The organism is Mycobacterium sp. NGS33 (genome assembly GCF_059812885.1).
In genome coordinates, this window is record NZ_JCALDN010000001.1 from 299,534 (window position 1) to 321,505 (window position 21,972).

Sequence of the window (21,972 nt, forward strand, 5' to 3'; positions counted from 1 at the left end):
GCTCAGCCGGGGTTGGCCGCCGGCGCCCGCACCACCATCGGCACCGCCGGGAAACACCAGGCCATCTCCGAGCGCGACTTGCGCAGCGCGGCAGTGCCGTAACCCCGCTTGCGGTGATCCGGGTGAATCCAGATCCGCACGTCGACCTCGCCGCGGACCAGCTCGCCGAACACCATGCCGACCTTCTCGCCGTTGTCGATGGCCACGAACCAGGCGGCCTCTTCGTCGTCGACCCGGCGCAGCGCGGCACCGATCTCGTCGTCGAGGTTGCCCGCCTGCCCACCGGATCCGTCACCCGAGGCACCACCCATGTCCTGGGTGCGCACGCCGAAGATGTCGCGGTCCTCGCTCGCGGAGAACGGCCGGAGTTCGAGGGTGTCCCCCGAGCTCGCCGGTCGCTCGCCCAGGGTGAAGCTCAGCTGCTTGTTCAGGTCCTCGAGTTCGGCCTGGATCGTCTTGCGCGAGTCCTTGGTGAGCCGGTCGAAGGACAAGCCAAATACCGCTTCGGCGCCCGTGTTCGACGTGCCGAGCAATCCGGCGATGGCCTTGACCGCCTCGGAGTTGTTGTCGGCCTCGACGATCAGGTCGAGTACTTCGTGCCGTCGTTCGAGGGCTTTCAACAATGCGTCGGCGATTTCGCGGCGGGCGGCTTTGCGGTCCTGGTCGGTCATTGCACCAGCCTAGATCGCCGGTGGTACCACCGCGCTACATCTTCGGTTTCCCAACTCCAGGAAGCGCTGGTAGCGATCCCCGACCGGGTCCGCCCAGGCGGGGTCGGGCTCGACGATGCGCTCGGTGCGCACCCATCGGGCGGCATCGGCGATCGTCGTCTCCAGGCCGGCCGCCATCCGCGCCAAGAAGGCCGCCCCCAGCGCGGCCCCTTCCGGCACCCCGGACACCTCGACCGGTCGCCCGGTGGCGTCGGCGATGGCCTGCAGCCACGGGCCCACCCGGGTGCCGCCGCCGGTGGCCACGATGCGCGCCACCGGCGCCCCGGACAGTTCGATGAGTTGGCGGACCACGAAGCCGGACGCCTCGTAGGCGGCCCGCCGCAGCGCGGCGGCGTCGTGGGTCAGATCGAGGGCCTCGAGCACGCCCCGGCGGTCCGGGTCGTGGAACGGGGTGCGCTCACCCCGCAGGTAGGGCGACCACACCGGGACGCGTCCGGGCTGCACGTCCGCCGGGTCGGCCGGCGCCACAACGCGATCCACCCAGCCCAGGAACAGCCCGCCGGCGTTGCTGGCCCCACCGATCTGGCTCTTCCCGGGCGTGGTGTGCGGGATGGTCCACAGCCCGGGCATCTGGCGGGCCTCGGGAATGGTCGTCCAGACGATCAGCGTGGTGCCACACATCACCAGCACGTCGCCGTCGTGGTCGGCGCCGGCGACCATCTGTTCGCACAGCGCGTCGATGGCGCCGGTGGCCAGCGCGGCCTCGGTGCCGTGCACCTGCCCGACGACGGCGCCCATGCTCTCCACCCGGGGCAGCTGCCCGACGTCCGCGCCCCGCTCGGCGCACGCCTCCCGATTCCAGCCGGTCCCGTCGAACAAGGGAAACGCCGTGGCGGCGGTGGCGATGTCGATGACCGCCTCGCCCGACAGCGCATGGTTGGCCACCGCCGGCGCGGGCCAGTAGCCGGCGGCGCCCGGAGCCTGGGCGGCCGTCCAGCGCAAGAACTCGGCGGCCTCGCCCAGCGCGGGCAGCGGCTGCGCGGCACCGCCGGGCGTGCGGCCCCGTGCGTCGCCGTACAGCAGTCCCGGGGTGATCGGTGTGCCGGTGCCGTCGACGGCCGTCATCGACGGGACCATCGCCGAGACGGCCACCGCCGCGAGTCCGCGCTGGCCGACCAGTTCGTCCAAAGCCGCCGACGGCCCACGCCGCCACGCCGCCTCGGCGTCGTGCTCGAGCCGGTCGGGTGCCGGTACCCGCAGCTCGTGCGGGATGCGCACGCGCGCCGTCACGTTGCCGTCGGCGTCGGCGGCTATCGCCTTGACCGCGGTGCTGCCGACGTCGATGCCGATTGTGACGTCTTTGCGTGACACGGGCGTCACCGTACGCCAGCATTGGCACTCGTGACGTCCAAACCGCGCGCCTTGGTGACCGCCCCGATGCGGGGGCCGGGCTTCGCCACACTGCGCGAGCTGGCCGACGTCGTCTACGACCCCTGGATCGAGCAGACCCCGCTGCGCATCTACAGCGCCGAGCAGCTGGCCGAGCGGATCACCGACGAGGGCGCCGAAATCGTGGTGGTGGAAAGCGATTCGGTGCGCGGCCCGGTGTTCGACCTCGGTGTGCGGGTGATCGCGTCCACCCGCGGCGACCCCAACAATGTCGACATCGCCGGTGCCACCGCCGCCGGCATTCCCGTGCTGAACACCCCGGCCCGCAACGCCGATGCCGTCGCGGAGATGACGGTGGCCCTGTTGCTGGCCGTCACCCGCCACGTGCTCACCGCGGACGCGGATGTGCGCGGCGGCAACATCTTTCGCGACGGCAGCATCCCCTACCAACGCTTCCGCGCCGCGGAGATCGCCGGGCTCACCGCCGGGCTGGTGGGCCTGGGCGCCGTCGGCCGCGCCACGCAGTGGCGGCTGTCCGGACTGGGCCTGCGCGTCATCGCGCACGACCCCTACAACCCCGAGGCCCGGCACAGCCTCGACGAGTTGCTGGCGGAGGCCGACGTGGTATCGCTACACGCCCCGGTCACCGACGACACGGCCGGCATGATCGGCGCGCGGGAGTTCGCGGCCATGCGCGACGGCGTGGTCTTCCTCAACACCGCCCGCGCCCAGCTGCACGACACCGACGCGCTGGTCGACGCCCTGATCGCGGGCAAGGTGGGCGCCGCGGGGCTCGACCACTTCGCCGGCGAATGGCTGCCCACCGATCACCCGTTGGTCGGCATGGGAAACGTCGTGCTGACGCCGCACATCGGGGGCGCCACCTTCGACACCGAGGCGCGGCAGGCGCAGATGGTGGCCGACGGCCTGGAAGCGCTGCTGGCCGGCAACGCACCCGCCCATATCGTCAACCCGGAGGTGCTGGGGGCATGAAGTTCGTCGACAATCCGGAAACCGCGGTGCTGGACGCCGCCAAAGACATGCTGCGCCGCGGCCTGGTCGAGGGGACGGCGGGCAACATCTCCGCGCGCCGCGCCGACGGCCACATCGTCATCACCCCGTCGTCGGTGGACTACCGCGACATGACCCTCGACGACCTGGTGCTGGTCGACGCGGACGGCTCGGTCCTGCAGGCGGCGCAGGGCCGCGCACCGTCGTCGGAGATGCAGCTGCACCTGGCCTGCTATCGCGCCTTCGACGACATCGGCAGCGTCATCCACAGCCATCCGGTGTGGGCCACCATGTTCGCAATCGCCCACGAGCCGATCCCGGCGTGTATCGACGAGTTCGCGGTGTATTGCGGCGGCGACGTCCGGTGCACCGACTACGCCGCGTCCGGCACGCCCGACGTCGGCGTCAACGCCGTGAAGGCGCTCGAGGGCCGCGGCGCAGCGTTGATCGCCAACCACGGCCTGGTGGCGGTGGGGCCGCGACCCGACAAGGCGTTGCATATCACCGCGCTGGTCGAACGCACGGCTCAAATCGTTTGGGGTGCAAGGGCTCTCGGCGGTCCGGTGGCTATCCCCGAGGACGTCAACCGCAATTTCGCGTCCGTGTACAGCTATCTGCGCGCCAACACCTAACGCTGATCGATCGCGACCTTCACCGCGCCGCTCTCGCCCTGGTTTGCGATCGCGTGGAAAGCCTCGCGCCACTGCCCCAACCCGAAGGTGTGGGTGAGCATGGGACGCAGGTCCACCCGCCCCGCGGCGGCCAGGGCGAGGTAGTGCGCGATGGCGTGCCTGCGGTGCCCGTCCACCTCCTCGACGCCGAAGGCGTTGGAGCCGACGAACGAGATCTCCTTGAAGTAAAGCGGGCTATCCTCCCAGCGGCCGGGGGCGTGGACGCCGGCCTTGACCAGCGTCCCGCGCGATCGCAGCACCCGGACCCCGACCTCGAACGTCTCGGGCTTGCCCACCGTGTCGTAGACGACGTCGACCGCGCCGGGGTGCGCCATCGGCAAACCCCGCAACGGCTGGCGTAGCCGGCCACCACCCCAGGCGGCGATCTCCTCGATGAGGACCGAACGCCGCTCGTGCGCAAGGACTTTCGCGGCACCGAACCGGCGCGCCAGTTCGGCCTGCGCGGCGAAGCGCGCCACCACCGCAATGGCCACGTCGGGATACAGCGTCCGCAGGATCGCGACCGCACACAATCCCAGCGAACCCGCCCCGTACACCAGCGCGGCGCCCGAGCGGGGTGGCGGGTGGCGGGTGATGGCGTGCAGCGACACCGAGAACGGGTCGGCGAACACGGCCATCTCGTCGGGAATCGAGTCCGGGACCGCGAACAGCATGCTGTCGTGCGCGGGCATCAATTCGGCGTAGCCGCCGGTCACGTCGGCCGAGACCCCGGTGTGGATGCCGGGCTTGATGTCGCCGTCGGCGAAGCTCCAGCACAGGCTGTAGTCGCCGGCTTCGCATGCGGGACAGGGCGGTTGGATGCCACGCGGCCCGCAGGACAGCCACGGGTTGAGCACCACCCGCTGGCCGACCTGCAATCCCCGGGCCCCGGGGCCCAGCGCGACCACGTCGGCGACCACCTCGTGACCCATGACTTGCGGGAATGAGCAGAACGCGGCCATGGCGTTGTCACCGTCGCCCTCGCCGAAATCCATCAGGATCTGCTTGGAGTCCGACCCACAGATCCCCGTCAGCCGCGGCCGGGTGATCACCCAGTCTTCGTGCGGCGGTCGGGGATCCGGCACGTCGCGCAGGGCGGTCGGGGTGCGGGCCAGGTTCTGGGTCAGCGGGTTGGCGTCACGGGGCACCTCGAAGGGCTCCGGTTCCACACCGTAGACGAGCGCCTTCATCGGGCCCGATGACCGGCCGCCGCGTACGTCATCGCTCAAGGTTGCCGCGAATCCGGGGAAGCGTACAGTGGGAGAAGCTTGTTATATCGGCTAAATATTAGATTGACTACCTCCGATAGGGGCACACAATATGACCTCCACCAGGTACGAAGGCGACACGTGGGATCTGGCGTCCAGCGTCGGCGTGACCGCGACCATGGTCGCGGCGGCCCGCGCCATGGCCACCCGCGCCGAGCGCCCGCTGATCAACGACCCCTTCGCCGAACCACTGGTGAAGCTGGTCGGCGTGGACCTGCTCTCCCGGCTGGCCAGCGGCGAGCTGGACCCCGCCGAGTTGAACGACGTCCACGACGGCGCCGCCGGATCCGCCGGGGCGATGTCGCGGATGGCCGACAACATGGCCGTGCGCACCAAGTTCTTCGACGAGTTCTTCCTGGACGCGACGAACGCCGGCATCAAGCAGGCGGTGATCCTGGCGTCCGGGCTGGACGCGCGCCCGTACCGGTTGGCGTGGCCGGCCGGGACGGTGGTCTACGAGGTGGACCAGCCGCAGGTGATCAAATTCAAAACCCGCTCGCTGGCCGAGCTGGGCGCGCAGCCCACCGCCGAGCGGCGGGTGGTGGCCGTCGATCTGCGCGACGACTGGCCCACCGCGCTGCGCAACGCCGGATTCGACCCGGCCCAGCCGACCGCGTGGAGCGCCGAGGGCCTGCTCGGCTACCTGCCGCCCGAGGCGCAGGATCGCCTGCTGGACACCATCACCGAACTCAGCGCCCCGGGCAGCCGGCTGGCCACCGAGAGCGCGCCCAACCCCGAGCCCGGTCACGAAGAGAAGATGAAGGAACGCATGCAGACGATCTCCGAGCGTTGGCGTGCGCACGGTTTCGAGCTGGACATGGCGGGACTGGTGTACTTCGGCGACCGCAACGAGGCGGCCGGATACCTGGCCGACCGCGGCTGGCGGCTGAACAGCGCCAGCATCACGGAACTTTTCGCGGCCAACGGGCTCGACCCGCTCACCGACGACGACACGCGCATGGGCGAGATGCTGTACACCAGCGGCACGCTCGGCGAGAAATAGGAGGCGAGACGATGACCACCGACGCCGGAAGAACCGAGGGCGACAGCTGGGACCTGGCGTCCAGCGTGGGGGCGACGGCCACGATGGTCGCCGCTTCCCGCGCCGTGGCTTCGCAGGGGCCGAACCCCCTGCTCGACGATAAATTCGCCGATCCCCTGGTCCGCGCCGTCGGGCTCGACCCCTTCATCCGCATACTCGACGGAGACGTTGATTTCGCCGACGACCCGCTGATGAACCGCAAGACCAGGGCCGAGCAGATGACCGTGCGGACACGGTTTTTCGACGACTTCTTCATCAAATCCACCGAAGACGGTGTGCGCCAGGCGGTGATCCTGGCCTCCGGCCTGGACACCAGGGCATACCGCCTGCCGTGGCCCGCGGGCACCGTGGTCTACGAGATCGACCAGCCACAGGTCATCGCGTTCAAGACCGACACCCTGACAGGCCTCGGCGCGGTCCCCACCGCCGAGCGGCGAACCGTCGCCATCGACCTGCGCGAGGACTGGCCCGCAGCGTTGCGGCAGAGCGGATTTGACGTCACCCAACCGACCGCGTGGAGCGCCGAAGGGCTGCTGCCCTACCTGCCGCCCGAGGCGCAGGACCGGCTGTTCGACGACATCGCCGAGCTCAGCGCGCCCGGCAGCCGGCTGGCGACCGAACACGTGCCTGACCCCAATGCGTTCACCGACGAACGCATGCAGCGCATCACCGAGCGATGGCGGCGCGCCGGGTTCGACCTCGACGCGGGTGACCTGTTCTACCGGGGTGAGCGCAGCGTCGTCGTCGACTACCTGACCGGGCACGGCTGGGATGTGACGGCCCACCCCGTCCGGGACCTCTACGCCCACAACGGCTTCGAGTTTCCCGAAGAGGTGGTCGCGGCCTTCGGCGACCTGAATTACGTCGCCGCCAGGCTCAAGTAGGCTGCTGCCATGTCACGCACTCACGATGACGAGTGGGATCTGGCCTCCAGCGTCGGCGCGACCGCGACCATGGTCGCGGCCGGGCGGGCCATGGCGTCCAAGGATCCCCGCGGTCTGATCAACGATCCGTTCGCCGAGCCGCTGGTGCGCGCGGTCGGGGTGGATTTCTTCACCAAGATGATGGACGGCGACCTCGACCTGGATGCGATCGAGAACGCCACGCCCGTGCGCTTCCAGTCCATGGTCGACGGAATGGCCGTACGCACCAAGTACTTTGACGATTACTTCGTCGACGCAACCGGCGGCGGAGTGCGTCAGGTGGTGATCTTGGCCTCCGGGTTGGACTCGCGCGCCTACCGGTTGCCCTGGCCGGCCGGCACGGTGGTCTACGAGATCGACCAGCCGAGGGTGATCGAATTCAAGAGCAGCACGCTGGCCGATGTGGGCGCCGAGCCGACCGCGCCCCGGCGCACCGTTCCCATCGATCTGCGCGCGGACTGGCCGACCGCGCTGAAGGCGGCGGGGTTCGACACCGCGGCGCCGACGGCCTGGCTGGCCGAGGGCCTGCTGATCTACCTGCCGCCCGACGCCCAGGACCGGCTGTTCGACAACATCACCGCGCTCAGCGCACCCGGCAGCACCATTGCCACCGAATTCGTGCCCGGCATCGTCGATTTCGATGCGGAACGGGTGCGGGAGATGTCCGGTTCGTTCCGGGAGCACGGCGTCGACATCGACATGGCGTCGCTGGTCTACGCCGGCGAGCGCAACCACGTCATCGACTATCTGTCCGGCATCGGATGGAAGGCCGAGGGCGTCACCCGGACGGAACTGTTCCGGCGCAACGGCATCGAACCGCCCGCGCCCGAGAACGACGATCCGCTCGGCCAGATCGTCTTCATCAGCGCCAGGCTGGCGGGCTAGACCGGCCCGACCTCTAGAGGCGCCAGGGACCCAGCCACAGCGCGCTGGCGCCGCTGCAGGACCGTTCCACGTTGTCCAGGATGCCGCCGATGGTGCGGCCCAGCAGCGCCCCCAGCGCGTCGGGCAGCGACGCGGCGGCCGGCTGCGAGGAGGCTCGCGGCCGCAGCATGTCCAGCAGCGAGCCGCCCGGGAAGGTGACCAGGCGCACGTCGGCGTCCTCGTCCAGTCCCGCAAGCACTTTCGCCCGGCGCAAAGCGGTTCGGAAACCGCCCAGTTCGTCGACCAGACCCCGCTCGCGCGCGTCGGCACCGGTCCACACCCGGCCCCGGGCCACGCGATCGACCGCCTCGGTGGTCAGATTGCGACCGTCGGCGACCCGCTCCAGGAAGTCGGCGTACACCAGGTCGGCCTCGGCCTCGCGGTGGGCGCGCTGCTCGGGGGTGAACGGCGTCTCGATCGACCAGGCATCGGCATTGGCGTTGGTGCGCACGGTATCCAGCCCGACGCCCAGGCGCTGCAGCAGATCGCGGATCACCAGCTTGCCGGTGATCACGCCGATCGAACCGGTGATGGTCGCGGGGCTGGCCACGATCGCGTCGGCGGCGGCCGCGATGTAGTAGCCGCCGGATGCGGCGACCGCACCCATCGACGCCACCACCGGCTTGCCGCGCTTGCGCGCCATTTTCACCTCTCGCCACAGCGTTTCCGACGCCGTGACCGAGCCGCCGGGGCTGTTCACCCGCAGCACGATCGCGGACACCGAATCGTCGGCGGCGGCTTCCCGCAGCGCCGGGGCGATGGTGTCGCTGCCCACGGTGGAGGCACCGAACGGCAGGAACTGCGGTCCCCCACGCCCGTCCACGATCGTGCCGTCCACGTTGATCACGGCGACCGTCGGTTTGGTGCGCCGCCCGGGAACCGGGGGGACCGGCGGCGTCAGCCGCGACCGGGCCGCGCCGGCGTAGCGCGACACGTACAGCCGCGGGGGCGCGTCGTCCTCCGAAACATCTTTCACGCCAACCATTTCCGCGATGCGGTCGTAGGCTTCGTCCCGGAAACCGATCCGGTCGACCAGGCCCGAGGACACGGCGTCCTCGCGCAACAGCGGGGCGCGGTCGGCCAGCGCGTCCAGCGCGGCGGCGTCGAGTTTGCGCGATTTGCCGACCGCTTCCCACACCTGCTCCTGCAGGCTCTCCAGCATCCGGGTGACGGCCTCGCGGTGGGCCTCGGTGAAGCCGTGCTCGGTGAAACGGTTTGCCGCCGACTTGTATTCGCCGCGGGCGACGAATTGTGCTTCGATGCCGGCCTTGTCCAACGCGTCGCGCAGGAAGGTGGCATTGCTGGCAAAGCCGATCAGCCCGACGCTCCCCGCCGGCTGCATCCACACCTCGCCGAACGCCGACGCCAGGTAGTACGACAGGGTGCCCGGGTAGGTCTCGGCCCAGGCCAGTGACGGCTTGGCGGCGGTGAAAGCGACGACGGCCTCGCGCAGTTCCTGCACCGCCGCCGCCGGCGACGCCGTCAGTTGCACACGGGCGATCAGCCCGGCCACCCGCGGATCCTCGGCCGCCCGGTAGATGGCGGCCACCACGTCGCGCAGCGCGACCTGCCGGCTGCCCCCGCTGATGAGGCCCAGCGGGTCGAAGCCCGACGTCTCCGGCGGCATCGAGCGCAGGTCCAATTCGAGCACGCAGCCGTTGGGCACGCCGTGATGGCGGGCGGTGTCGACCCGCCCGGCCAGCGCCCGAACATCGTCGACGCCGGGAATCGAAGGCAGGAAAGCGAACATGTCTGCAGACTACCGATGCGCGCCCGTACGGTGGTCGGGTGAGGTTTTCCATCGCGATTCCGCAGTTCGACTACGACGACTTCGACGCGGCGGGGCTGCGCGCTTTCCTCGCGCGCGCCGAGGACCTCGGGTTCGAGGGCGGTTGGCTGCTCGAACAGATCATCGGGCCCGCACCGCTGCTGGCTCCGCTGGAACTGCTGGCCTACTGCGCGGCCTGCACCGAGCGGCTGCGCCTGGGCGTCGGCGTCCTGGTGACGTCGCTGCACGACCCGCTGCAGCTGGCCTCGGCCGCCACCGCGGTCGACCGACTCAGCCACGGCCGCTTGGACATTGGTGTCGCGCCCGGGGGTGGTCGACGGAAATTCGCCGCCTTCGGCGTCGACGGGGACACCTTCGTCTCGTATTTCACCGAGGGCCTGGAGCTGATGAAGGCGGCCTGGTCCGACGAGCCGCGGGTGACGTTTCACGGTCGGTTCCGCGACGTCGACGACCTGCCGATATCGCCCAAGCCGGTGCAGCGCCCGCACCCGCCGATCTGGTTCGGGGGCCTGGCGCCCAAGGCCCTGGCCCGCGCGGTGCGACACGGCGACTCATTTTTGGGCGCCGGCTCGTCGACCACCGAGGCGTTCGCCGGCGCCGTGAACGTCGTGCGGCGCGAACTCGACGAGCAACACAAGGACCCCGCGACCTTCACCATCGGCAAACGGGTCTATTTGATGATCGACGACGACGCCGCCACAGCCCGCGAACGCGTGCTCGCCGGCCTGGACCGCATCTATGGGCGGATGCCCGGCGTGGCGGACGTGCCGGTGTCCGGCACACCCGACGACGTGGTGCGCGGGCTGCGCGAGGTCATCGACGCCGGGGCGCAGATGGTGTTACTCAATCCCGTCGGCATCGACGCCGGCGAGAACCGCGAGCAGATGGAACGCCTTGCCGCAGAAGTGATTCCGCAGCTGAGCTAGCTAGGACAGCTCGGTGGCCGAACCGCCCGCTGCGGTGATCTTCTCGCGCGCGCTGCCGCTGAACTTGTGCGCGGACACCTCGACCTTGACCGTCAGCTTGCCGTCGCCGAGGACCTTGACCAACGAGTTGCGGCGAACCGCGCCCTTGGCCACCAGCTCGTCCACGCCGATCGAACCACCCTGCGGGAAAAGCCGGTTGAGGTCGCCGACGTTGACGATCTCGTACTCGGTGCGGAACCGGTTGCGGAATCCCTTGAGCTTGGGCAGCCGCATGTGGATCGGCATCTGGCCACCCTCGAAGGTGGCCGGCACGTTCTTGCGTGCCTTGGTGCCCTTGGTACCGCGACCGGCGGTCTTGCCCTTGGAGCCCTCACCGCGACCGACCCGGGTGCGCGCGGTCTTCGACCCGCGCGCCGGCTTGAGATCGTGCAGCTTGATCGTCATTTCTTGCTACCTCCGGTACCCGCGGTCGACGCCTCGGCGGGCTCCACCTCGACGAGGTGGCTGACCACCGCGATCAGTCCGCGGGTCTGCGCGTTGTCCTCGCGGATCACCGAGTGGCGGATCCGCCGCAGGCCCAGGGTGCGCAGGGACTCACGCTGCTTCCAGCGGGCCCCGATGGTGCTGCGCACCTGGGTGATCTTCAGTTGACTGCTCATGGTTGTGCCCCCGAGGTCTGGGCCTCGCGAGCCGCCGCGCTGGCCATCGCGTCACTTTCCCGACGGGCTTTGAGCATTCCGGCCGGCGCAACGTCCTCGATGGGCAGGCCACGGCGAGCGGCCACCTCCTCGGGGCGCTGCAGCAGTTTGAGGGCGGTGACCGTCGCGTGAACTACGTTGATCGCGTTGTCGCTGCCCAGCGACTTGGCCAGGATGTCGTGTACGCCGGCGCATTCCAGCACCGCGCGCGCGGCGCCACCGGCGATCACCCCGGTACCCGGGCTGGCCGGGCGCAGCAGCACCACGCCGGCCGCCGCCTCACCCTGAACCGGGTGGGTGATGGTCCCGCGGATCAGCGGCACCCGGAAGAAGCCCTTGCGGGCCTCCTCGACGCCCTTGGCGATGGCCGCGGGAACTTCCTTGGCCTTGCCGTAGCCGACACCGACCATGCCGTTGCCGTCACCGACGATCACCAGTGCGGTGAAGCTGAATCGCCGTCCACCCTTGACCACCTTGGAGACGCGGTTGATCGCGACAACCCGCTCCAGGTAGTTGCTCTTGTCGCCGTCGCGGTCGCGGCCACCACGACCGCCGTCGCCGCGTCGACCGCGGCTGTCGCGGTCGCCGCGCGAGTCACGGCTGTCGCCGGCGCCTTGTCCGCCGGTCGGCTGCTCCGCCATTATGCGGTCCTTCCAATCGTGTTCAAGCTCTTCGTCATCAGAATTGCAATCCGTTCTCGCGTGCGGCATCGGCCAGCGCCGCGATCCGTCCGCCGTAGGTGTATCCGCCACGGTCGAAGACCACGCTGTCGATGCCGGCGGCCTTGGCGCGCTCGGCGATCAGCTGGCCCACCCGCACGCTGCGGGCTTTCTTGTCTCCCTGCAGGCTGCGCACGTCGTCCTCGATCGACGACGCGGCCGCCACCGTGGTGCCGTTCTCGTCGTTGACCAGTTGCACGTGAATGTGTCGCGAGGACCGGTTGATCACCAACCGCGGCCGCTGGCCGGTGCCGGCGATCTTCTTGCGCAGCCGTGCGTGCCTGCGCAGCCGAGAGACGCGCCGAGTCGCGGATACGCTCTGCCCCACCGGCTTTCGCGCGGCGGTGCCAGCTTGTGTTTGCGCCATGATTACTTACCTGTCTTTCCGACCTTGCGGCGGATCTGCTCACCCTCGTAGCGCACGCCCTTGCCCTTGTACGGGTCGGGGCGGCGCAGACGGCGGATGTTCGCCGAGATCTGGCCGACCTTTTGCTTGTCGATCCCGGTGATGGTGAATTTCGTCGGCGACTGGACGGCGAACGTGATGCCGTCCGGAGCCTCGATCACCACGGGGTGGCTGTAGCCCAGCGCGAACTCGAGGTTGGCACCCTTGAGCTGCACCCGGTAACCGACGCCGAAGATCTCCATCTTGGTGGTGTATCCCTGCGTCACGCCGGTGACCAGGTTGGACACCAGGGTCCGCGACAGCCCGTGCAACGAGCGGTTGCGCCGCTCGTCGTTGGGACGGGTGACCACGATCGCGCCATCGTCGTTGCGCGACACGGTGATCGGCTCGGCCACCGTCAGATCCAGGGCGCCCTTGGGCCCCTTCACCGACACCTTCTGGCCATCGATCGTCACGTCGACTCCCGACGGGACCGGAACCGGCTGCTTACCAATGCGAGACATAGTCTTTCGTTACCTCCGCCCTTACCAGACGTACGCGAGGACTTCGCCGCCCACGCCCTGTCGGGCTGCCTGGCGGTCGGTCAGCAGGCCCGAGGAGGTGGAGATGATCGCCACACCCAGGCCACCGAGCACGCGCGGCAGATTGGTGGATTTCGCATACACCCGCAAACCGGGTTTGGACACGCGGCGCAAGCCGGCGATGCTGCGCTCCCGGCTCGGCCCGTACTTGAGCTGAACGATCAGCGACTTGCCGACCCGAGCATCCTCGGTCCGGTAATCGGTGATGTAGCCCTCGCTCTTGAGGATCTGGGCGATGTTCGCCTTGATCTTGGAGTGCGGCAGCGTCACCTCGTCGTGATACGCCGAATTGGCGTTGCGCAGACGTGTCAAGAAGTCTGCGATCGGGTCCGTCATCGTCATGACAGCGTTGGTACCTTCCTCGCGATGGTTCCCGGTCCGGGCCTGTCGCGCACCTTTTCTGGGTTGGTCTTAGTGGTTGGGGCTGTTACCAGCTGCTCTTCTGCACGCCGGGCAGTTCGCCCGCGTGCGCCATCTCGCGCAGGCAGATCCGGCACAGGCCGAATTTGCGGAAGACCGCGCGCGGGCGGCCGCACTTGTTGCAACGGGTGTAGCCGCGCACCGCGAACTTCGGCTTGCGAGCGGCCTTGTTGACCAGTGCCTTCTTTGCCATCGCTCAATTTCCCCTTTGAGGTTCTTCCTTGAACGGAAAGCCGAGGGCCCGCAACAGCGCTCGTCCTTCGTCGTCGGTCGTCGCCGAGGTGACGACGTTGATGTCCATGCCGCGGACCCGGTCGATCTTGTCCACGTCGATCTCGTGGAACACCGACTGCTCGGCGAGCCCGAAGGTGTAGTTGCCGACACCGTCGAACTGCTTGGGCGACAGCCCACGGAAGTCGCGGATACGGGGCAGCGCGATCGAGGTGAGGCGGTCCAGGAACTCCCACATCCGGTCGCCGCGCAGGGTGACCCGCGCACCGATCGGCATGCCCTCACGCAGCTTGAACTGCGCGATGGACTTGCGCGCGCGACGAATCTCGGGGCGCTGCCCGGTGATCAGGCTCAGGTCGCTGACCGCGCCGTTGATCAGCTTCGCGTCGCGCGCCGCATCGCCGACGCCCATGTTGACGACGACCTTGGTCACCGTCGGGATCTGCATGACGTTGCCGTAGCCGAACTGCTGCTGCAGCGAATCGCGAATCTCGCTGCGGTAGCGCTCTTTCAGGCGCGGCTGAACCTTTTCTGCAGTACTCATCAGATGTCCTTGCCGTTGCGCTTGGAGATACGAACCCGCTTGCCGGTCTCCTCGTCGACCCGGTAACCGACGCGGGCGGGCTTACCGTCCGAGTCGACGACCATCACGTTGGAGACGTGGATGGGGGCTTCCTGCGTGACGATGCCGCCCGACTGCGCTCCGCGCTGGTTGGTCGAAATCGCGGTGTGCTTCTTGATCCGGTTGACGCCCTCGACCAGCACTCGGTCGCGTTCCGGGTAAGCCTGCAGCACCTTGCCTTTGGCGCCCTTGTCCTTGCCGGCGATGACCAGGACGGTGTCGCCTTTGCGGACCTTCATTTACAAAACCTCCGGGGCAAGCGAGATGATCTTCATGAACCGCTTCTCGCGCAGCTCGCGGCCCACCGGCCCGAAGATGCGCGTCCCGCGCGGGTCGTTGTCGGGCTTGATGATCACCGCGGCGTTCTCGTCGAACTTGATGTAGCTGCCGTCGGGACGGCGGCGCTCCTTGACCGTGCGCACCACGACGGCCTTGACGACGTCTCCGCGCTTGACGTTGCCGCCGGGGATGGCGTCCTTGACGGTGGCGACGATGACATCACCGATGCCGGCGTAGCGTCGCGACGAGCCGCCGAGCACACGGATGCACAAGATCTCCTTGGCGCCGGTGTTGTCGGCGACCTTCAGTCGCGATTCCTGCTGAATCACTCGATCTCCTGACCTGGTTGCGTGTGCACGGCAGGAGAACCCACCTGGGCGGGCATTCGGCGGGCATGACCCACCAAAAAACCTGACGTGCGCGGTCTTTGTCACCGAAGGGCACGCGGGGCCGATTCGCACCGGCCGAGGTCTGCCCAAGGCAACCCCTAGAGTCTAGGGGACGACCAGCTCAGAGCCAAATTCTGCGCCAAGGCGGTCGAGATGGGTCGATTCTGCACCTAAAAGGGTGGCGGGTCCCCGTCGAACCCGTGGGTGGTGGGCCAGGCGTGGCCGGCCGGCGGGGTGGGCCGGGCCAGGCGGGCGTCGTGGTTGTGCCGCCGTTCGGCGGCGACGCGATGGGCGCGGTCTTGTGCCCGGGTGCGGCGGCGTCTGGGCATCATGGCGGCGCGTTCGGTGCAGTAGTCGGGCGGCGGTGTCGCCGTCACTCGAACATCACCGGTGGGGGCGCACAGCTGGGGAAACAGCAGCGCGCTGCCCGGGGTGGTGACGTAGGTGTGCCCGTCGGGCAGCGTCCAGATGACCGTGCCGTCGGGCAGTTGGCGGTCGCGCCAGCCCCAAAACGTCTTCATCAAATGGTGGCCGCGGCACAGCGCCTTGAGGTTGGAGGCGTGCGTCGCGCCGCCGTCGGCGTACGGGACCGTATGGTCGAGATCGCACTCGCCGGCCGGCCGGTCGCAGCCCGGGGCCCGACACGTCAGATCCCGGCAGCGCACGAAATCGGCCAGCGCGGCCGAGGGGGTGTAACGGGTTTCGGCGCCGCTCGGGGCGATCAGCGGCATCAGCCGCGCCGAGGTGGCCAACTGCGCGATTACTTCGGCCGGGATGAGCCCTTCCACCCCCGGCACCACCGCCGGCGTCGGCGCCGTGCCCTCGAGGCTGGCCTGCTCGCCGATCACGTGGATCACCACGTTGCTCTTGACCCCGTTCGGCGCAGCCGCCGCGCAGTCGGCACTCCCGCAACCACACATCAAACGCGAAGCGCCGGCGGCCAACGCCCCCAACGCATCCGCGCGCCGCTGCGTGACCGTGCGCGGATCCGCCTCACACACCGTGGCGGCCAGCGCATCGAGGCGCCGATCCAGGGCCAGCCCGTCGGTGGCCAGGACGCTGCCGGTCACATATGCCATCCCCGACTCGTTGGACAGCACATCCACGTAGCGATCGCGCAGTGCGTCCTTGGCCCGGCGCACCGCGTCGGCATCGACCACGGCGACCAGCCGGTCCACCGCGGCGCCCAGCGCTCCCCGGGTCAGCGACGGCCGCCGCGACACCAGTGCGGCAACCTGCGCGTCGACGCGGGCCAGCACCTCCTCATCGGTGATCAAGTCGGTGCGAAACACGACCGTCTGAAACGCCCGGTAATCGATGTGCCCGGCCCGAAAGACCGCACCGACCCGCGGCAACCGATCCCGCATCGCCATCGCATACCGCACATAGCTATGGCCCATCGCCACGCTGCACCCCAACGCCGCACCCACCTGCGCGGCCACCGCCTCCCACGCGTCCGCCGCCCAATCCGCGCGCTCCCCCGACTCGCGGCAGCGCAACACCAGCAGCTCACCGACGGCCACCAACCGCTCCGCGGCCGCCCGCGCCTCCGCGCACCCCGCCTCGCGCACCCGAGCCAGCAGCGCCGCCGACTCCGGCGTCTCCCGCGAGGCATACCACCACTCGAACATACGTTCGATTATGCCATCGGGCCCCGACACGTATGGTCAGTCGCCCTGCCGGATCCACGCGACGATGTACAGCGTCATGGCCGTGACCAGCGCGATGAGCACCCACTGCACGATCGCCTGGTCGATCCACGACCCGGGCGGCGGCGCCCCGGGCAGGATGTTGCGCAGCGGGACGATGGCGAACAGGTTCGCGGCGTACCAGGTGGCGAACGGCGGCAGGAACTTCCTTCTCCCCAGCGCCATCGGAATGGCGACCAGCAGGGCCAGGGTGGGCAGGCTGACCAACACCAGGCAGATGCCCAGGTCGAAGATCAGCGGCCCCTTGGCCCGTTTCAGGGTGATCACCACGTTGCCGCTGTCGGTCGCGCGCGAGGTGGGCAGCGCGCTGGGGTCGTGCATGCGGTTGACGCTCACCTGCCAGCCGTCCAGCGCGCCGGTCACCTCGACGCGGGCGGGGACCTTCCTGCGGCCCTCGCCGGTGCCCACGAACGCGTCGGCGGCGATCGGCTCGGTCTGGTAGGAGTCGAACGGCCAGTTTCCGGGATCGCCGTGCGCCTCGATCGTGGTGCTCAGTTGGTCCGGCGCTTTGCCCTTGGGGTATTGCAGATCCCCCAGATCGCTTGTGGGATAAAGACGCACCGCGACGTCGTTGGCCAGTACGTCAAAGCGGTTGTCGTACTGGGCAACTCCGGGATAGGCGAGCACCTCGACGGACAGGCGGTTGGCCACCGGCTTCAGCTCTTCGAGGCGCAGCTGCACGATCGTGGCGTCCCCGCCGCCCTGGCTCAGGTCCAGTGGCGGCAGCGGCCCCTCGGATCGCTGCAAAAAATGCACGCCGAAAAGCGACAGGACATAGACGATGATGACGCCCGCGAGAATGCACACACCGATCGCGATCCGCGGCGCCTCGCGCTTCTTCGTGGGGGCCTCGGTGGTCATTGCCGGCCGCCGCGAGCAACACGACGGCGGACACCCCACGAGGCTTGCTGGCGCCGCGGCGACGCCGCGGGCGGCGTCCGGTCGGACATGGGCGACACGCCGTCAGATGCTAGCGGAATGATGCGGGCAACCGCGCGGCGAAAGCGCCTGTCCAGAAACGCATCAGGCGCCTGTCACCCCACGGCCACGCACCGTTCATTTCGCCCGTTGAGTGGGCCAGGCCGCGACCGGCCAACCAAGAGTTGCCGATTTGCTAACTAGGCGACGAGTCGGCCACGCAGCGAAACCCGATGTGCGTCGTCGCGGAGTCCTGCGATTGCGGTGACCGGGCGGCCGGACGGTACCGGTGGCAGTACTCCGGTGCGCACAGGTGGCTGCCGCCCTTCAGCGTCTGGTTGACGGACGGATCGGCGGGCCCCGACGGGGTGCAGCAGGACTTGGGCGGCAGGTCGAGCCGGTGATGCGCGGAGTATTCGGTGGCCGTCCACTCCCACACGTTGCCGATCATGTCGACGAGACCAAAAGCGTTGGGGGCGAAGGCCCCTACCGGTGACGTCCCCACCCAGCCGAGCGCCCCGTCGTTGCGGTACGGGAAGCTGCCCTGCCAGGTGTTGGCCATCAGCCGGCCCCCGCTGGTGGCCTCCTCACCCCACGAGTAGGTGGTCGCCGACCCGGCCCGGGCCGCGTACTCCCATTCGGCCTCGGTCGGCAGGCGCCGGCCGGCCCAGCGCGCATAGGCCGTCGCGTCCGGATACGCCACCTGCACCACCGGGTGATCGCCGCGGTCCGCGACATCGCTGTCGGGGCCGAACGGGTGACGCCAACTCGCCCCCGGCACCCACTGCCACCACTGCCGCCAGTCGCGCAGGTCGACCGGGCCAGCGGTGGGACGGAAAACCATTGCGCCCGGGACTAACTCGCCGGGGTCCGCTCCCGGATACAGCGCCGGGTCGATCGGCTGCTCGGCCACCGTCACATACCCGGTGGCGGCGACGAATTCGGCGAACTGCGCGTTGGTCACCGGGTGCCGTTCCACCGCGACGGGAGCCACCGTCACGGTGTGGATTGGCGCCTCTTCGGGGTAGAAGTTGGTCGATCCCATGCGGAATGGCCCGCCCGGGAGGTCGACCAGCTCGGTGAGCACCCCGCCAGGCTACGCCGGCGAGGCGCGTCAGTCGGATTGCCGGTACCAGGTGAGCATGTAGAGGGCCATCGCCGCGACCAGCGCGATCAACACCCAGATCACCAGGACTTGGTCGATCCACGCTCCCGGCGGGGGCGCCCCCGGCAAGAAGTTGCGGATAGGTATGACGGCGAACAACATGGCGGCAAACCACGTGACGAACGGGGGCACGAATTTCCTTCTGCCCAAGGCGATCTGGATGACCACGGCGAACGCCAACGCGGGCAGCGCGAACAGGACCAGGCAGATGCCGAGGTCGAAGATCAGCGGCCCCTTGGCCCGATGCAGCGTGATGACGACGTTGTCGGCGCGATCGGAGTCCTGGCTGGCCTCGCCGACGCGCTGGACGCTGACGTCCCAGCCGTCCAAGCCGCCGGTGACCTCCACCCGAGCGGGAATGTAGCGGCGCGCATCGCCCTGGCCGACAAGCACATCGGCGGACAGGGCGTCGGTGCGGTAGGAATCGAACGGCCAGTTGTTCGGGTCGCCGCGCGCCTCGATGGTGGTCGCCACCTGCGCCGGTGACTTGCCGGCCGGATACTGCAGGTCGCCGAGGTCGTTCGGGGGATCCATGCGCACCGCGGTGTCGGTCTTGAGCACCTCGAGGCGCTTGTCGAACATCGACTCCTCGGGGATCACCAGGACCTTCACCGTCAGTCGGTTCGCGGTGGTGTCCAGCTTTTCGAGGCGCACCAGCACGACGGTGTCATTGGTGGCGTTGAGGTCCGGGGGCTTGAGCGGGCCCCCCGATTTCGCGAGCAGGTGCACCCCGAACAGCGACAGCACGTAGACGGCGAGGAAGCCCGCGACGGCCGCCACGGCGACGATCCTGCGCCGCTTCCGCCGATCGGGCGCGGACGCCGGCGGGGGCGCCGCGGGTGGTTGCTCCGAGGGCGCCGGAGGCGGTGGCGAGGGCGGTGCGTGGTGGGTCATCGGTCAACACCTCCGTGGCGAATTCGGACACTCGAGGACGGATGCTAGCGAACTCGCGCTCGGCGCGGGGGAAGTTAGAAAATTCGTCATGTTTAGGTAATTTCCCCAAGCATCCGCGGCGGCGCGCACAGCTCAGCGAAACGGATGCGGGGGCCTCGGTGCTCGTCGCGGCCCGCACCGCGCCCACTAGCGGTACGCGGCCGGCCGGCGCACCACTTCATCCGGAGTTTGTTTGCCTGTTAAGCCGGTGGCGGTAAATGTCTCGTGTGAAGCGCAAGCGTTGGGCACCGGCCACCGGTGTTCTGGTGGCCGCCACGTTGGTCGCGGCATGCAGCAACTCCCCCGCAAGCCTGCCGTATACCGCCGGGGCCAAGGTCGACTGCGGCGGCAAGCAGGCCCTGGCGGCCAGCGGCTCGACCGCCCAAGCCAACGCGATGACCCGGTTCGTCGATGCCTATCGCCAGGCCTGCTCCGGGGAGACCCTGAACTACACCGCCAACGGGTCGGGCAATGGGATCTCCGACTTCCTTTCCGGAAGAACGGATTTCGCTGGATCGGACACCCCGCTGTCGGGTGACCAGTACGCCGCCGCCAGACAGCGGTGCGGCGGTGCCGACGCCTGGAACCTGCCGGTGGTGTTCGGCCCGCTGGCCATCACCTACAACCTCGCCGCCGTCGACTCGCTGGTGCTCGACGCGCCCACGCTGGCCAAAATATTCAACGGCACCATCACGCGCTGGGACGACCCCGCCCTGACCTTGCTCAACGCCTCCATGCCGGCCGAGGACATCCACGTCATCTACCGCAGCGACGGTTCGGGCACCACCGACAACTTCCAGGCCTACCTGCAGTCCGCATCCGGCGGGGCCTGGACCAAGGGCGCGGGCAAGGCCTTCAACGGCGGCGTCGGCTCCGGCGCCGTCGGCAACACCGGCATCGCGGCCGCCGTGAAGAGCACCGAGGGGGCGATCGGCTACAACGAACTGTCGTTCGCGCTCCAGCAGGGGCTGTTCGCGGCCGAGATCAAGACGCCGGCCAGCCGCAGGTCGTTGCGCCCCGTCCGGATCGGCACCGACACCGTCGGCAAAACCATCAAGGGCGCCAAGATCACCGGCGCCGGCAACGATCTGGTGCTCGACCTGTCGTCGTTCTACAACCCCGCCCAGCCCGACGTCTACCCGATCGTGTTGGCGACCTACGAGATCGTCTGCTCCAAGTACCCCACCTTCGATGTGGCCAAGGCGGTCAAGGCTTTTCTGCAGGCGGCCATCGGACCCGGCCAGACCGAACTGGCCAAGAGCGGCTACATCCCGCTCTCGCCCGATTTCCAGGCGAGGGTGTCCGGCGCGGTCGACGCGATCACCTCGGTGGACGCACCCAGGCCCGAATGAGCGAAACTAGGTCCGGGTGGGCGTTTTTCGATCGCGCTGTCGCCACCAGCCGACCAGGAACAGCGTCAGCGCGGTGACCAGCCCGATCAATACCCACAGCACGATCGCCTGGTCCACCCACGAACCGTAGGGCGGGCTGCCGGGCAGGATGTTGCGCAGCGGGACGATCGCGAAAAGCATTGCGCCGTACCACGTGGTGAGCGGCGGCAGGAACGACGTCCGGCCCAGCGCCACCGGGATGGCGACCCACAACGCCAACACGGGCAACGAGATCAGGACCAGGCAGATCCCTACATCGAAGATCAGCTGCCCCTTGGCCCGGTGCAGCGTGATGACCACGTCATCCTTGAGATCCGGGTTGTTGTCTTCGGCGTCGTGGACGCGGGTGACGGTGGCATCCCACCCGTCCAACCCCCCGGTCGCTTCGACGCGCGCGGCGGTCTTCTCCTTGTTCGCGCCCGACCCGGTGAACACGTCGGCCGAGATGACCCCGGTCCGGTACGAGTCGAACGGCCAGTTCGCGGGATCGCCGTGCGCCTCGATGGTGGTGGTCACCTGCGCGGGCGCCTTGCCGACCGGGTACTGCAGGTCACCGAGGTCGTTGTCGGGATACAGCCGCACCGCCGCGTCGGTCGTCAGCACCCCGAAGTTCTTGTCGTACAACGTGTCTTTGGGGTAGACCAGCACATTGACCGTCAGCCGGTTCGCGACGGTGTCCAGCTTCTCCAGCCGCACCTGCACGACGCTGTCCTCGGCCTCGACCTTGCTCAGGTCCACCGCGGGCAGCGCGGGCGCCGATTTGGCCAGCAGGTGCACGGCGATCAGCGAGAGCACATAGATGACGACGAGGGAGGCGACGATCCCGAACGCAATGGCGATTTGCCGTCCTCGGGCACCGGCCGGTGCCTGCGGCCCCGTCGGCCCGGCGGTCATCGG

At 69.1% G+C, this 21,972-nt stretch carries 26 protein-coding genes; 7 read left to right on the forward strand and 19 right to left on the reverse strand.

What is annotated here, in order from left to right; all coding sequences use genetic code 11:
• Positions 1 to 2: 2 nt before the first annotated feature.
• Both AC5Y5B_RS01140 and AC5Y5B_RS01145 read right to left on the reverse strand, forming a co-directional pair.
• Positions 3 to 671 (reverse strand): GNAT family N-acetyltransferase, encoded by a 669-nt coding sequence (locus AC5Y5B_RS01140; RefSeq protein ID WP_500002849.1) that lies wholly within the window; start codon positions 669 to 671, stop codon positions 3 to 5.
• Between the two features lie 9 nt (positions 672 to 680).
• On the reverse strand, positions 681 to 2,042 hold the full coding sequence (locus AC5Y5B_RS01145; protein WP_500002851.1) for a xylulokinase: 1,362 nt from the start codon (positions 2,040 to 2,042) through the stop codon (positions 681 to 683).
• A gap of 30 nt (positions 2,043 to 2,072) precedes the next feature.
• Here AC5Y5B_RS01145 and AC5Y5B_RS01150 point away from each other — a divergent pair, with 30 nt between their 5' ends.
• Together AC5Y5B_RS01150 and AC5Y5B_RS01155 are read left to right on the forward strand one after the other, a co-directional pair.
• Positions 2,073 to 3,053, forward strand: coding sequence for an NAD(P)-dependent oxidoreductase (locus AC5Y5B_RS01150; protein ID WP_500002853.1), 981 nt, complete (start codon positions 2,073 to 2,075; stop codon positions 3,051 to 3,053).
• Positions 3,050 to 3,703: an L-fuculose-phosphate aldolase gene (locus tag AC5Y5B_RS01155; RefSeq protein ID WP_112632669.1), complete on the forward strand. Its 654-nt coding sequence runs from the start codon at positions 3,050 to 3,052 to the stop codon at positions 3,701 to 3,703. Before AC5Y5B_RS01150 ends, AC5Y5B_RS01155 begins: the two co-directional genes overlap by 4 nt.
• Here AC5Y5B_RS01155 and AC5Y5B_RS01160 read toward each other — a convergent pair.
• Positions 3,700 to 4,932: a zinc-dependent alcohol dehydrogenase gene (locus tag AC5Y5B_RS01160; protein WP_500003790.1), complete on the reverse strand. Its 1,233-nt coding sequence runs from the start codon at positions 4,930 to 4,932 to the stop codon at positions 3,700 to 3,702. The genes AC5Y5B_RS01155 and AC5Y5B_RS01160 overlap by 4 nt on opposite strands.
• Before the next feature lie 130 nt (positions 4,933 to 5,062).
• On the opposite strand from AC5Y5B_RS01160, the gene AC5Y5B_RS01165 reads away from it, so the two are divergent.
• From AC5Y5B_RS01165 to AC5Y5B_RS01175, 3 genes are read left to right on the forward strand one after another with little or no spacing between them, the layout of a single operon-like run.
• Entirely contained in the window at positions 5,063 to 6,013 is a 951-nt protein-coding gene (locus tag AC5Y5B_RS01165) for a class I SAM-dependent methyltransferase (protein ID WP_500002856.1), read from the forward strand.
• A gap of 11 nt (positions 6,014 to 6,024) precedes the next feature.
• On the forward strand, positions 6,025 to 6,936 hold the full coding sequence (locus AC5Y5B_RS01170; RefSeq protein ID WP_500002858.1) for a class I SAM-dependent methyltransferase: 912 nt from the start codon (positions 6,025 to 6,027) through the stop codon (positions 6,934 to 6,936).
• 9 nt (positions 6,937 to 6,945) lie between these two features.
• Positions 6,946 to 7,860, forward strand: coding sequence for a class I SAM-dependent methyltransferase (locus AC5Y5B_RS01175; RefSeq protein WP_500002859.1), 915 nt, complete (start codon positions 6,946 to 6,948; stop codon positions 7,858 to 7,860).
• 13 nt (positions 7,861 to 7,873) lie between these two features.
• Here AC5Y5B_RS01175 and sppA read toward each other — a convergent pair whose 3' ends face one another.
• Positions 7,874 to 9,649, reverse strand: a complete 1,776-nt coding sequence (gene sppA / locus AC5Y5B_RS01180; protein WP_112632674.1) for a signal peptide peptidase SppA — start codon at positions 9,647 to 9,649, stop codon at positions 7,874 to 7,876.
• Positions 9,650 to 9,687: 38 nt separating this feature from the next.
• Here sppA and AC5Y5B_RS01185 point away from each other — a divergent pair, with 38 nt between their 5' ends.
• The gene (locus AC5Y5B_RS01185) at positions 9,688 to 10,614 is read left to right on the forward strand and encodes an LLM class flavin-dependent oxidoreductase (RefSeq protein ID WP_500002862.1); all 927 of its coding nucleotides are present in this window, start codon (positions 9,688 to 9,690) and stop codon (positions 10,612 to 10,614) included.
• Here AC5Y5B_RS01185 and rplO read toward each other — a convergent pair whose 3' ends face one another.
• The 14 genes from rplO to AC5Y5B_RS01255 all read right to left on the reverse strand — a co-directional run bounded on the left by rplO (position 10,615) and on the right by AC5Y5B_RS01255 (position 19,645).
• A complete protein-coding gene (gene rplO, locus AC5Y5B_RS01190; protein WP_066869416.1) occupies positions 10,615 to 11,058 on the reverse strand; it encodes a 50S ribosomal protein L15 in 444 nt (147 codons plus the stop codon). It abuts the gene before it with no gap.
• Positions 11,055 to 11,273 carry a 50S ribosomal protein L30 gene (gene rpmD / locus AC5Y5B_RS01195; protein WP_112632676.1) on the reverse strand — a complete coding sequence of 73 codons (219 nt, stop codon included), beginning with the start codon at positions 11,271 to 11,273 and terminating at the stop codon, positions 11,055 to 11,057. Before rpmD ends, rplO begins: the two co-directional genes overlap by 4 nt.
• Positions 11,270 to 11,953 carry a 30S ribosomal protein S5 gene (gene rpsE, locus AC5Y5B_RS01200; protein WP_112632677.1) on the reverse strand — a complete coding sequence of 228 codons (684 nt, stop codon included), beginning with the start codon at positions 11,951 to 11,953 and terminating at the stop codon, positions 11,270 to 11,272. Before rpsE ends, rpmD begins: the two co-directional genes overlap by 4 nt.
• A gap of 37 nt (positions 11,954 to 11,990) precedes the next feature.
• Positions 11,991 to 12,359 (reverse strand): 50S ribosomal protein L18, encoded by a 369-nt coding sequence (gene rplR / locus AC5Y5B_RS01205; protein WP_112632709.1) that lies wholly within the window; start codon positions 12,357 to 12,359, stop codon positions 11,991 to 11,993.
• A 41-nt stretch (positions 12,360 to 12,400) separates the two neighbouring features.
• Positions 12,401 to 12,940, reverse strand: coding sequence for a 50S ribosomal protein L6 (rplF, locus tag AC5Y5B_RS01210; RefSeq protein ID WP_112632678.1), 540 nt, complete (start codon positions 12,938 to 12,940; stop codon positions 12,401 to 12,403).
• Positions 12,941 to 12,961: 21 nt separating this feature from the next.
• Positions 12,962 to 13,360, reverse strand: coding sequence for a 30S ribosomal protein S8 (rpsH, locus tag AC5Y5B_RS01215; protein WP_065056829.1), 399 nt, complete (start codon positions 13,358 to 13,360; stop codon positions 12,962 to 12,964).
• A gap of 85 nt (positions 13,361 to 13,445) precedes the next feature.
• On the reverse strand, positions 13,446 to 13,631 hold the full coding sequence (locus tag AC5Y5B_RS01220; RefSeq protein WP_003873499.1) for a type Z 30S ribosomal protein S14: 186 nt from the start codon (positions 13,629 to 13,631) through the stop codon (positions 13,446 to 13,448).
• Positions 13,632 to 13,634: 3 nt separating this feature from the next.
• A complete protein-coding gene (rplE, locus tag AC5Y5B_RS01225) occupies positions 13,635 to 14,213 on the reverse strand; it encodes a 50S ribosomal protein L5 (RefSeq protein ID WP_112632679.1) in 579 nt (192 codons plus the stop codon).
• Positions 14,213 to 14,530: a 50S ribosomal protein L24 gene (gene rplX / locus AC5Y5B_RS01230; RefSeq protein WP_066999320.1), complete on the reverse strand. Its 318-nt coding sequence runs from the start codon at positions 14,528 to 14,530 to the stop codon at positions 14,213 to 14,215. Before rplX ends, rplE begins: the two co-directional genes overlap by 1 nt.
• Positions 14,531 to 14,899, reverse strand: a complete 369-nt coding sequence (gene rplN / locus AC5Y5B_RS01235; protein WP_003403649.1) for a 50S ribosomal protein L14 — start codon at positions 14,897 to 14,899, stop codon at positions 14,531 to 14,533.
• A gap of 230 nt (positions 14,900 to 15,129) precedes the next feature.
• On the reverse strand, positions 15,130 to 16,590 hold the full coding sequence (locus tag AC5Y5B_RS01240) for an HNH endonuclease signature motif containing protein (protein ID WP_500002867.1): 1,461 nt from the start codon (positions 16,588 to 16,590) through the stop codon (positions 15,130 to 15,132).
• Between the two features lie 36 nt (positions 16,591 to 16,626).
• Positions 16,627 to 17,529, reverse strand: coding sequence for a DUF4436 domain-containing protein (locus tag AC5Y5B_RS01245; protein ID WP_500002869.1), 903 nt, complete (start codon positions 17,527 to 17,529; stop codon positions 16,627 to 16,629).
• A gap of 253 nt (positions 17,530 to 17,782) precedes the next feature.
• A complete protein-coding gene (locus tag AC5Y5B_RS01250; protein WP_500002871.1) occupies positions 17,783 to 18,673 on the reverse strand; it encodes a formylglycine-generating enzyme family protein in 891 nt (296 codons plus the stop codon).
• Between the two features lie 27 nt (positions 18,674 to 18,700).
• Positions 18,701 to 19,645 carry a DUF4436 domain-containing protein gene (locus tag AC5Y5B_RS01255; protein WP_500002873.1) on the reverse strand — a complete coding sequence of 315 codons (945 nt, stop codon included), beginning with the start codon at positions 19,643 to 19,645 and terminating at the stop codon, positions 18,701 to 18,703.
• A 257-nt stretch (positions 19,646 to 19,902) separates the two neighbouring features.
• Here AC5Y5B_RS01255 and pstS point away from each other — a divergent pair, with 257 nt between their 5' ends.
• Positions 19,903 to 21,036 (forward strand): phosphate ABC transporter substrate-binding protein PstS, encoded by a 1,134-nt coding sequence (pstS, locus tag AC5Y5B_RS01260; protein WP_500002875.1) that lies wholly within the window; start codon positions 19,903 to 19,905, stop codon positions 21,034 to 21,036.
• Positions 21,037 to 21,042: 6 nt separating this feature from the next.
• On the opposite strand, the gene AC5Y5B_RS01265 is transcribed toward pstS, so the two are convergent.
• On the reverse strand, positions 21,043 to 21,969 hold the full coding sequence (locus tag AC5Y5B_RS01265; RefSeq protein WP_112632710.1) for a DUF4436 domain-containing protein: 927 nt from the start codon (positions 21,967 to 21,969) through the stop codon (positions 21,043 to 21,045).
• Positions 21,970 to 21,972 lie beyond the last annotated feature (3 nt).

Bases quoted from the DNA above. Each gene is read 5' to 3' on its own strand.
- rplO (WP_066869416.1), bottom strand. From the start codon at position 11,058: ATGACGATCAAGCTGCACGATCTCAAGCCGGCGCGCGGGTCGAAGACC.
- AC5Y5B_RS01245 (WP_500002869.1), bottom strand. From the start codon at position 17,529: ATGACCACCGAGGCCCCCACGAAGAAGCGCGAGGCGCCGCGGATCGCG.
- rpmD (WP_112632676.1), bottom strand. From the start codon at position 11,273: ATGAGCAGTCAACTGAAGATCACCCAGGTGCGCAGCACCATCGGGGCC.
- AC5Y5B_RS01170 (WP_500002858.1), top strand. From the start codon at position 6,025: ATGACCACCGACGCCGGAAGAACCGAGGGCGACAGCTGGGACCTGGCG.
- rplE (WP_112632679.1), bottom strand. From the start codon at position 14,213: ATGAGTACTGCAGAAAAGGTTCAGCCGCGCCTGAAAGAGCGCTACCGC.
- AC5Y5B_RS01175 (WP_500002859.1), top strand. From the start codon at position 6,946: ATGTCACGCACTCACGATGACGAGTGGGATCTGGCCTCCAGCGTCGGC.
- AC5Y5B_RS01140 (WP_500002849.1), bottom strand. From the start codon at position 671: ATGACCGACCAGGACCGCAAAGCCGCCCGCCGCGAAATCGCCGACGCA.
- AC5Y5B_RS01255 (WP_500002873.1), bottom strand. From the start codon at position 19,645: ATGACCCACCACGCACCGCCCTCGCCACCGCCTCCGGCGCCCTCGGAG.
- AC5Y5B_RS01160 (WP_500003790.1), bottom strand. From the start codon at position 4,932: ATGAAGGCGCTCGTCTACGGTGTGGAACCGGAGCCCTTCGAGGTGCCC.
- AC5Y5B_RS01220 (WP_003873499.1), bottom strand. From the start codon at position 13,631: ATGGCAAAGAAGGCACTGGTCAACAAGGCCGCTCGCAAGCCGAAGTTC.
- rplX (WP_066999320.1), bottom strand. From the start codon at position 14,530: ATGAAGGTCCGCAAAGGCGACACCGTCCTGGTCATCGCCGGCAAGGAC.
- AC5Y5B_RS01155 (WP_112632669.1), top strand. From the start codon at position 3,050: ATGAAGTTCGTCGACAATCCGGAAACCGCGGTGCTGGACGCCGCCAAA.
- pstS (WP_500002875.1), top strand. From the start codon at position 19,903: ATGTCTCGTGTGAAGCGCAAGCGTTGGGCACCGGCCACCGGTGTTCTG.
- rpsE (WP_112632677.1), bottom strand. From the start codon at position 11,953: ATGGCGGAGCAGCCGACCGGCGGACAAGGCGCCGGCGACAGCCGTGAC.
- rpsH (WP_065056829.1), bottom strand. From the start codon at position 13,360: ATGACGATGACGGACCCGATCGCAGACTTCTTGACACGTCTGCGCAAC.
- AC5Y5B_RS01265 (WP_112632710.1), bottom strand. From the start codon at position 21,969: ATGACCGCCGGGCCGACGGGGCCGCAGGCACCGGCCGGTGCCCGAGGA.
- AC5Y5B_RS01240 (WP_500002867.1), bottom strand. From the start codon at position 16,590: ATGTTCGAGTGGTGGTATGCCTCGCGGGAGACGCCGGAGTCGGCGGCG.
- sppA (WP_112632674.1), bottom strand. From the start codon at position 9,649: ATGTTCGCTTTCCTGCCTTCGATTCCCGGCGTCGACGATGTTCGGGCG.
- AC5Y5B_RS01165 (WP_500002856.1), top strand. From the start codon at position 5,063: ATGACCTCCACCAGGTACGAAGGCGACACGTGGGATCTGGCGTCCAGC.
- rplF (WP_112632678.1), bottom strand. From the start codon at position 12,940: ATGTCTCGCATTGGTAAGCAGCCGGTTCCGGTCCCGTCGGGAGTCGAC.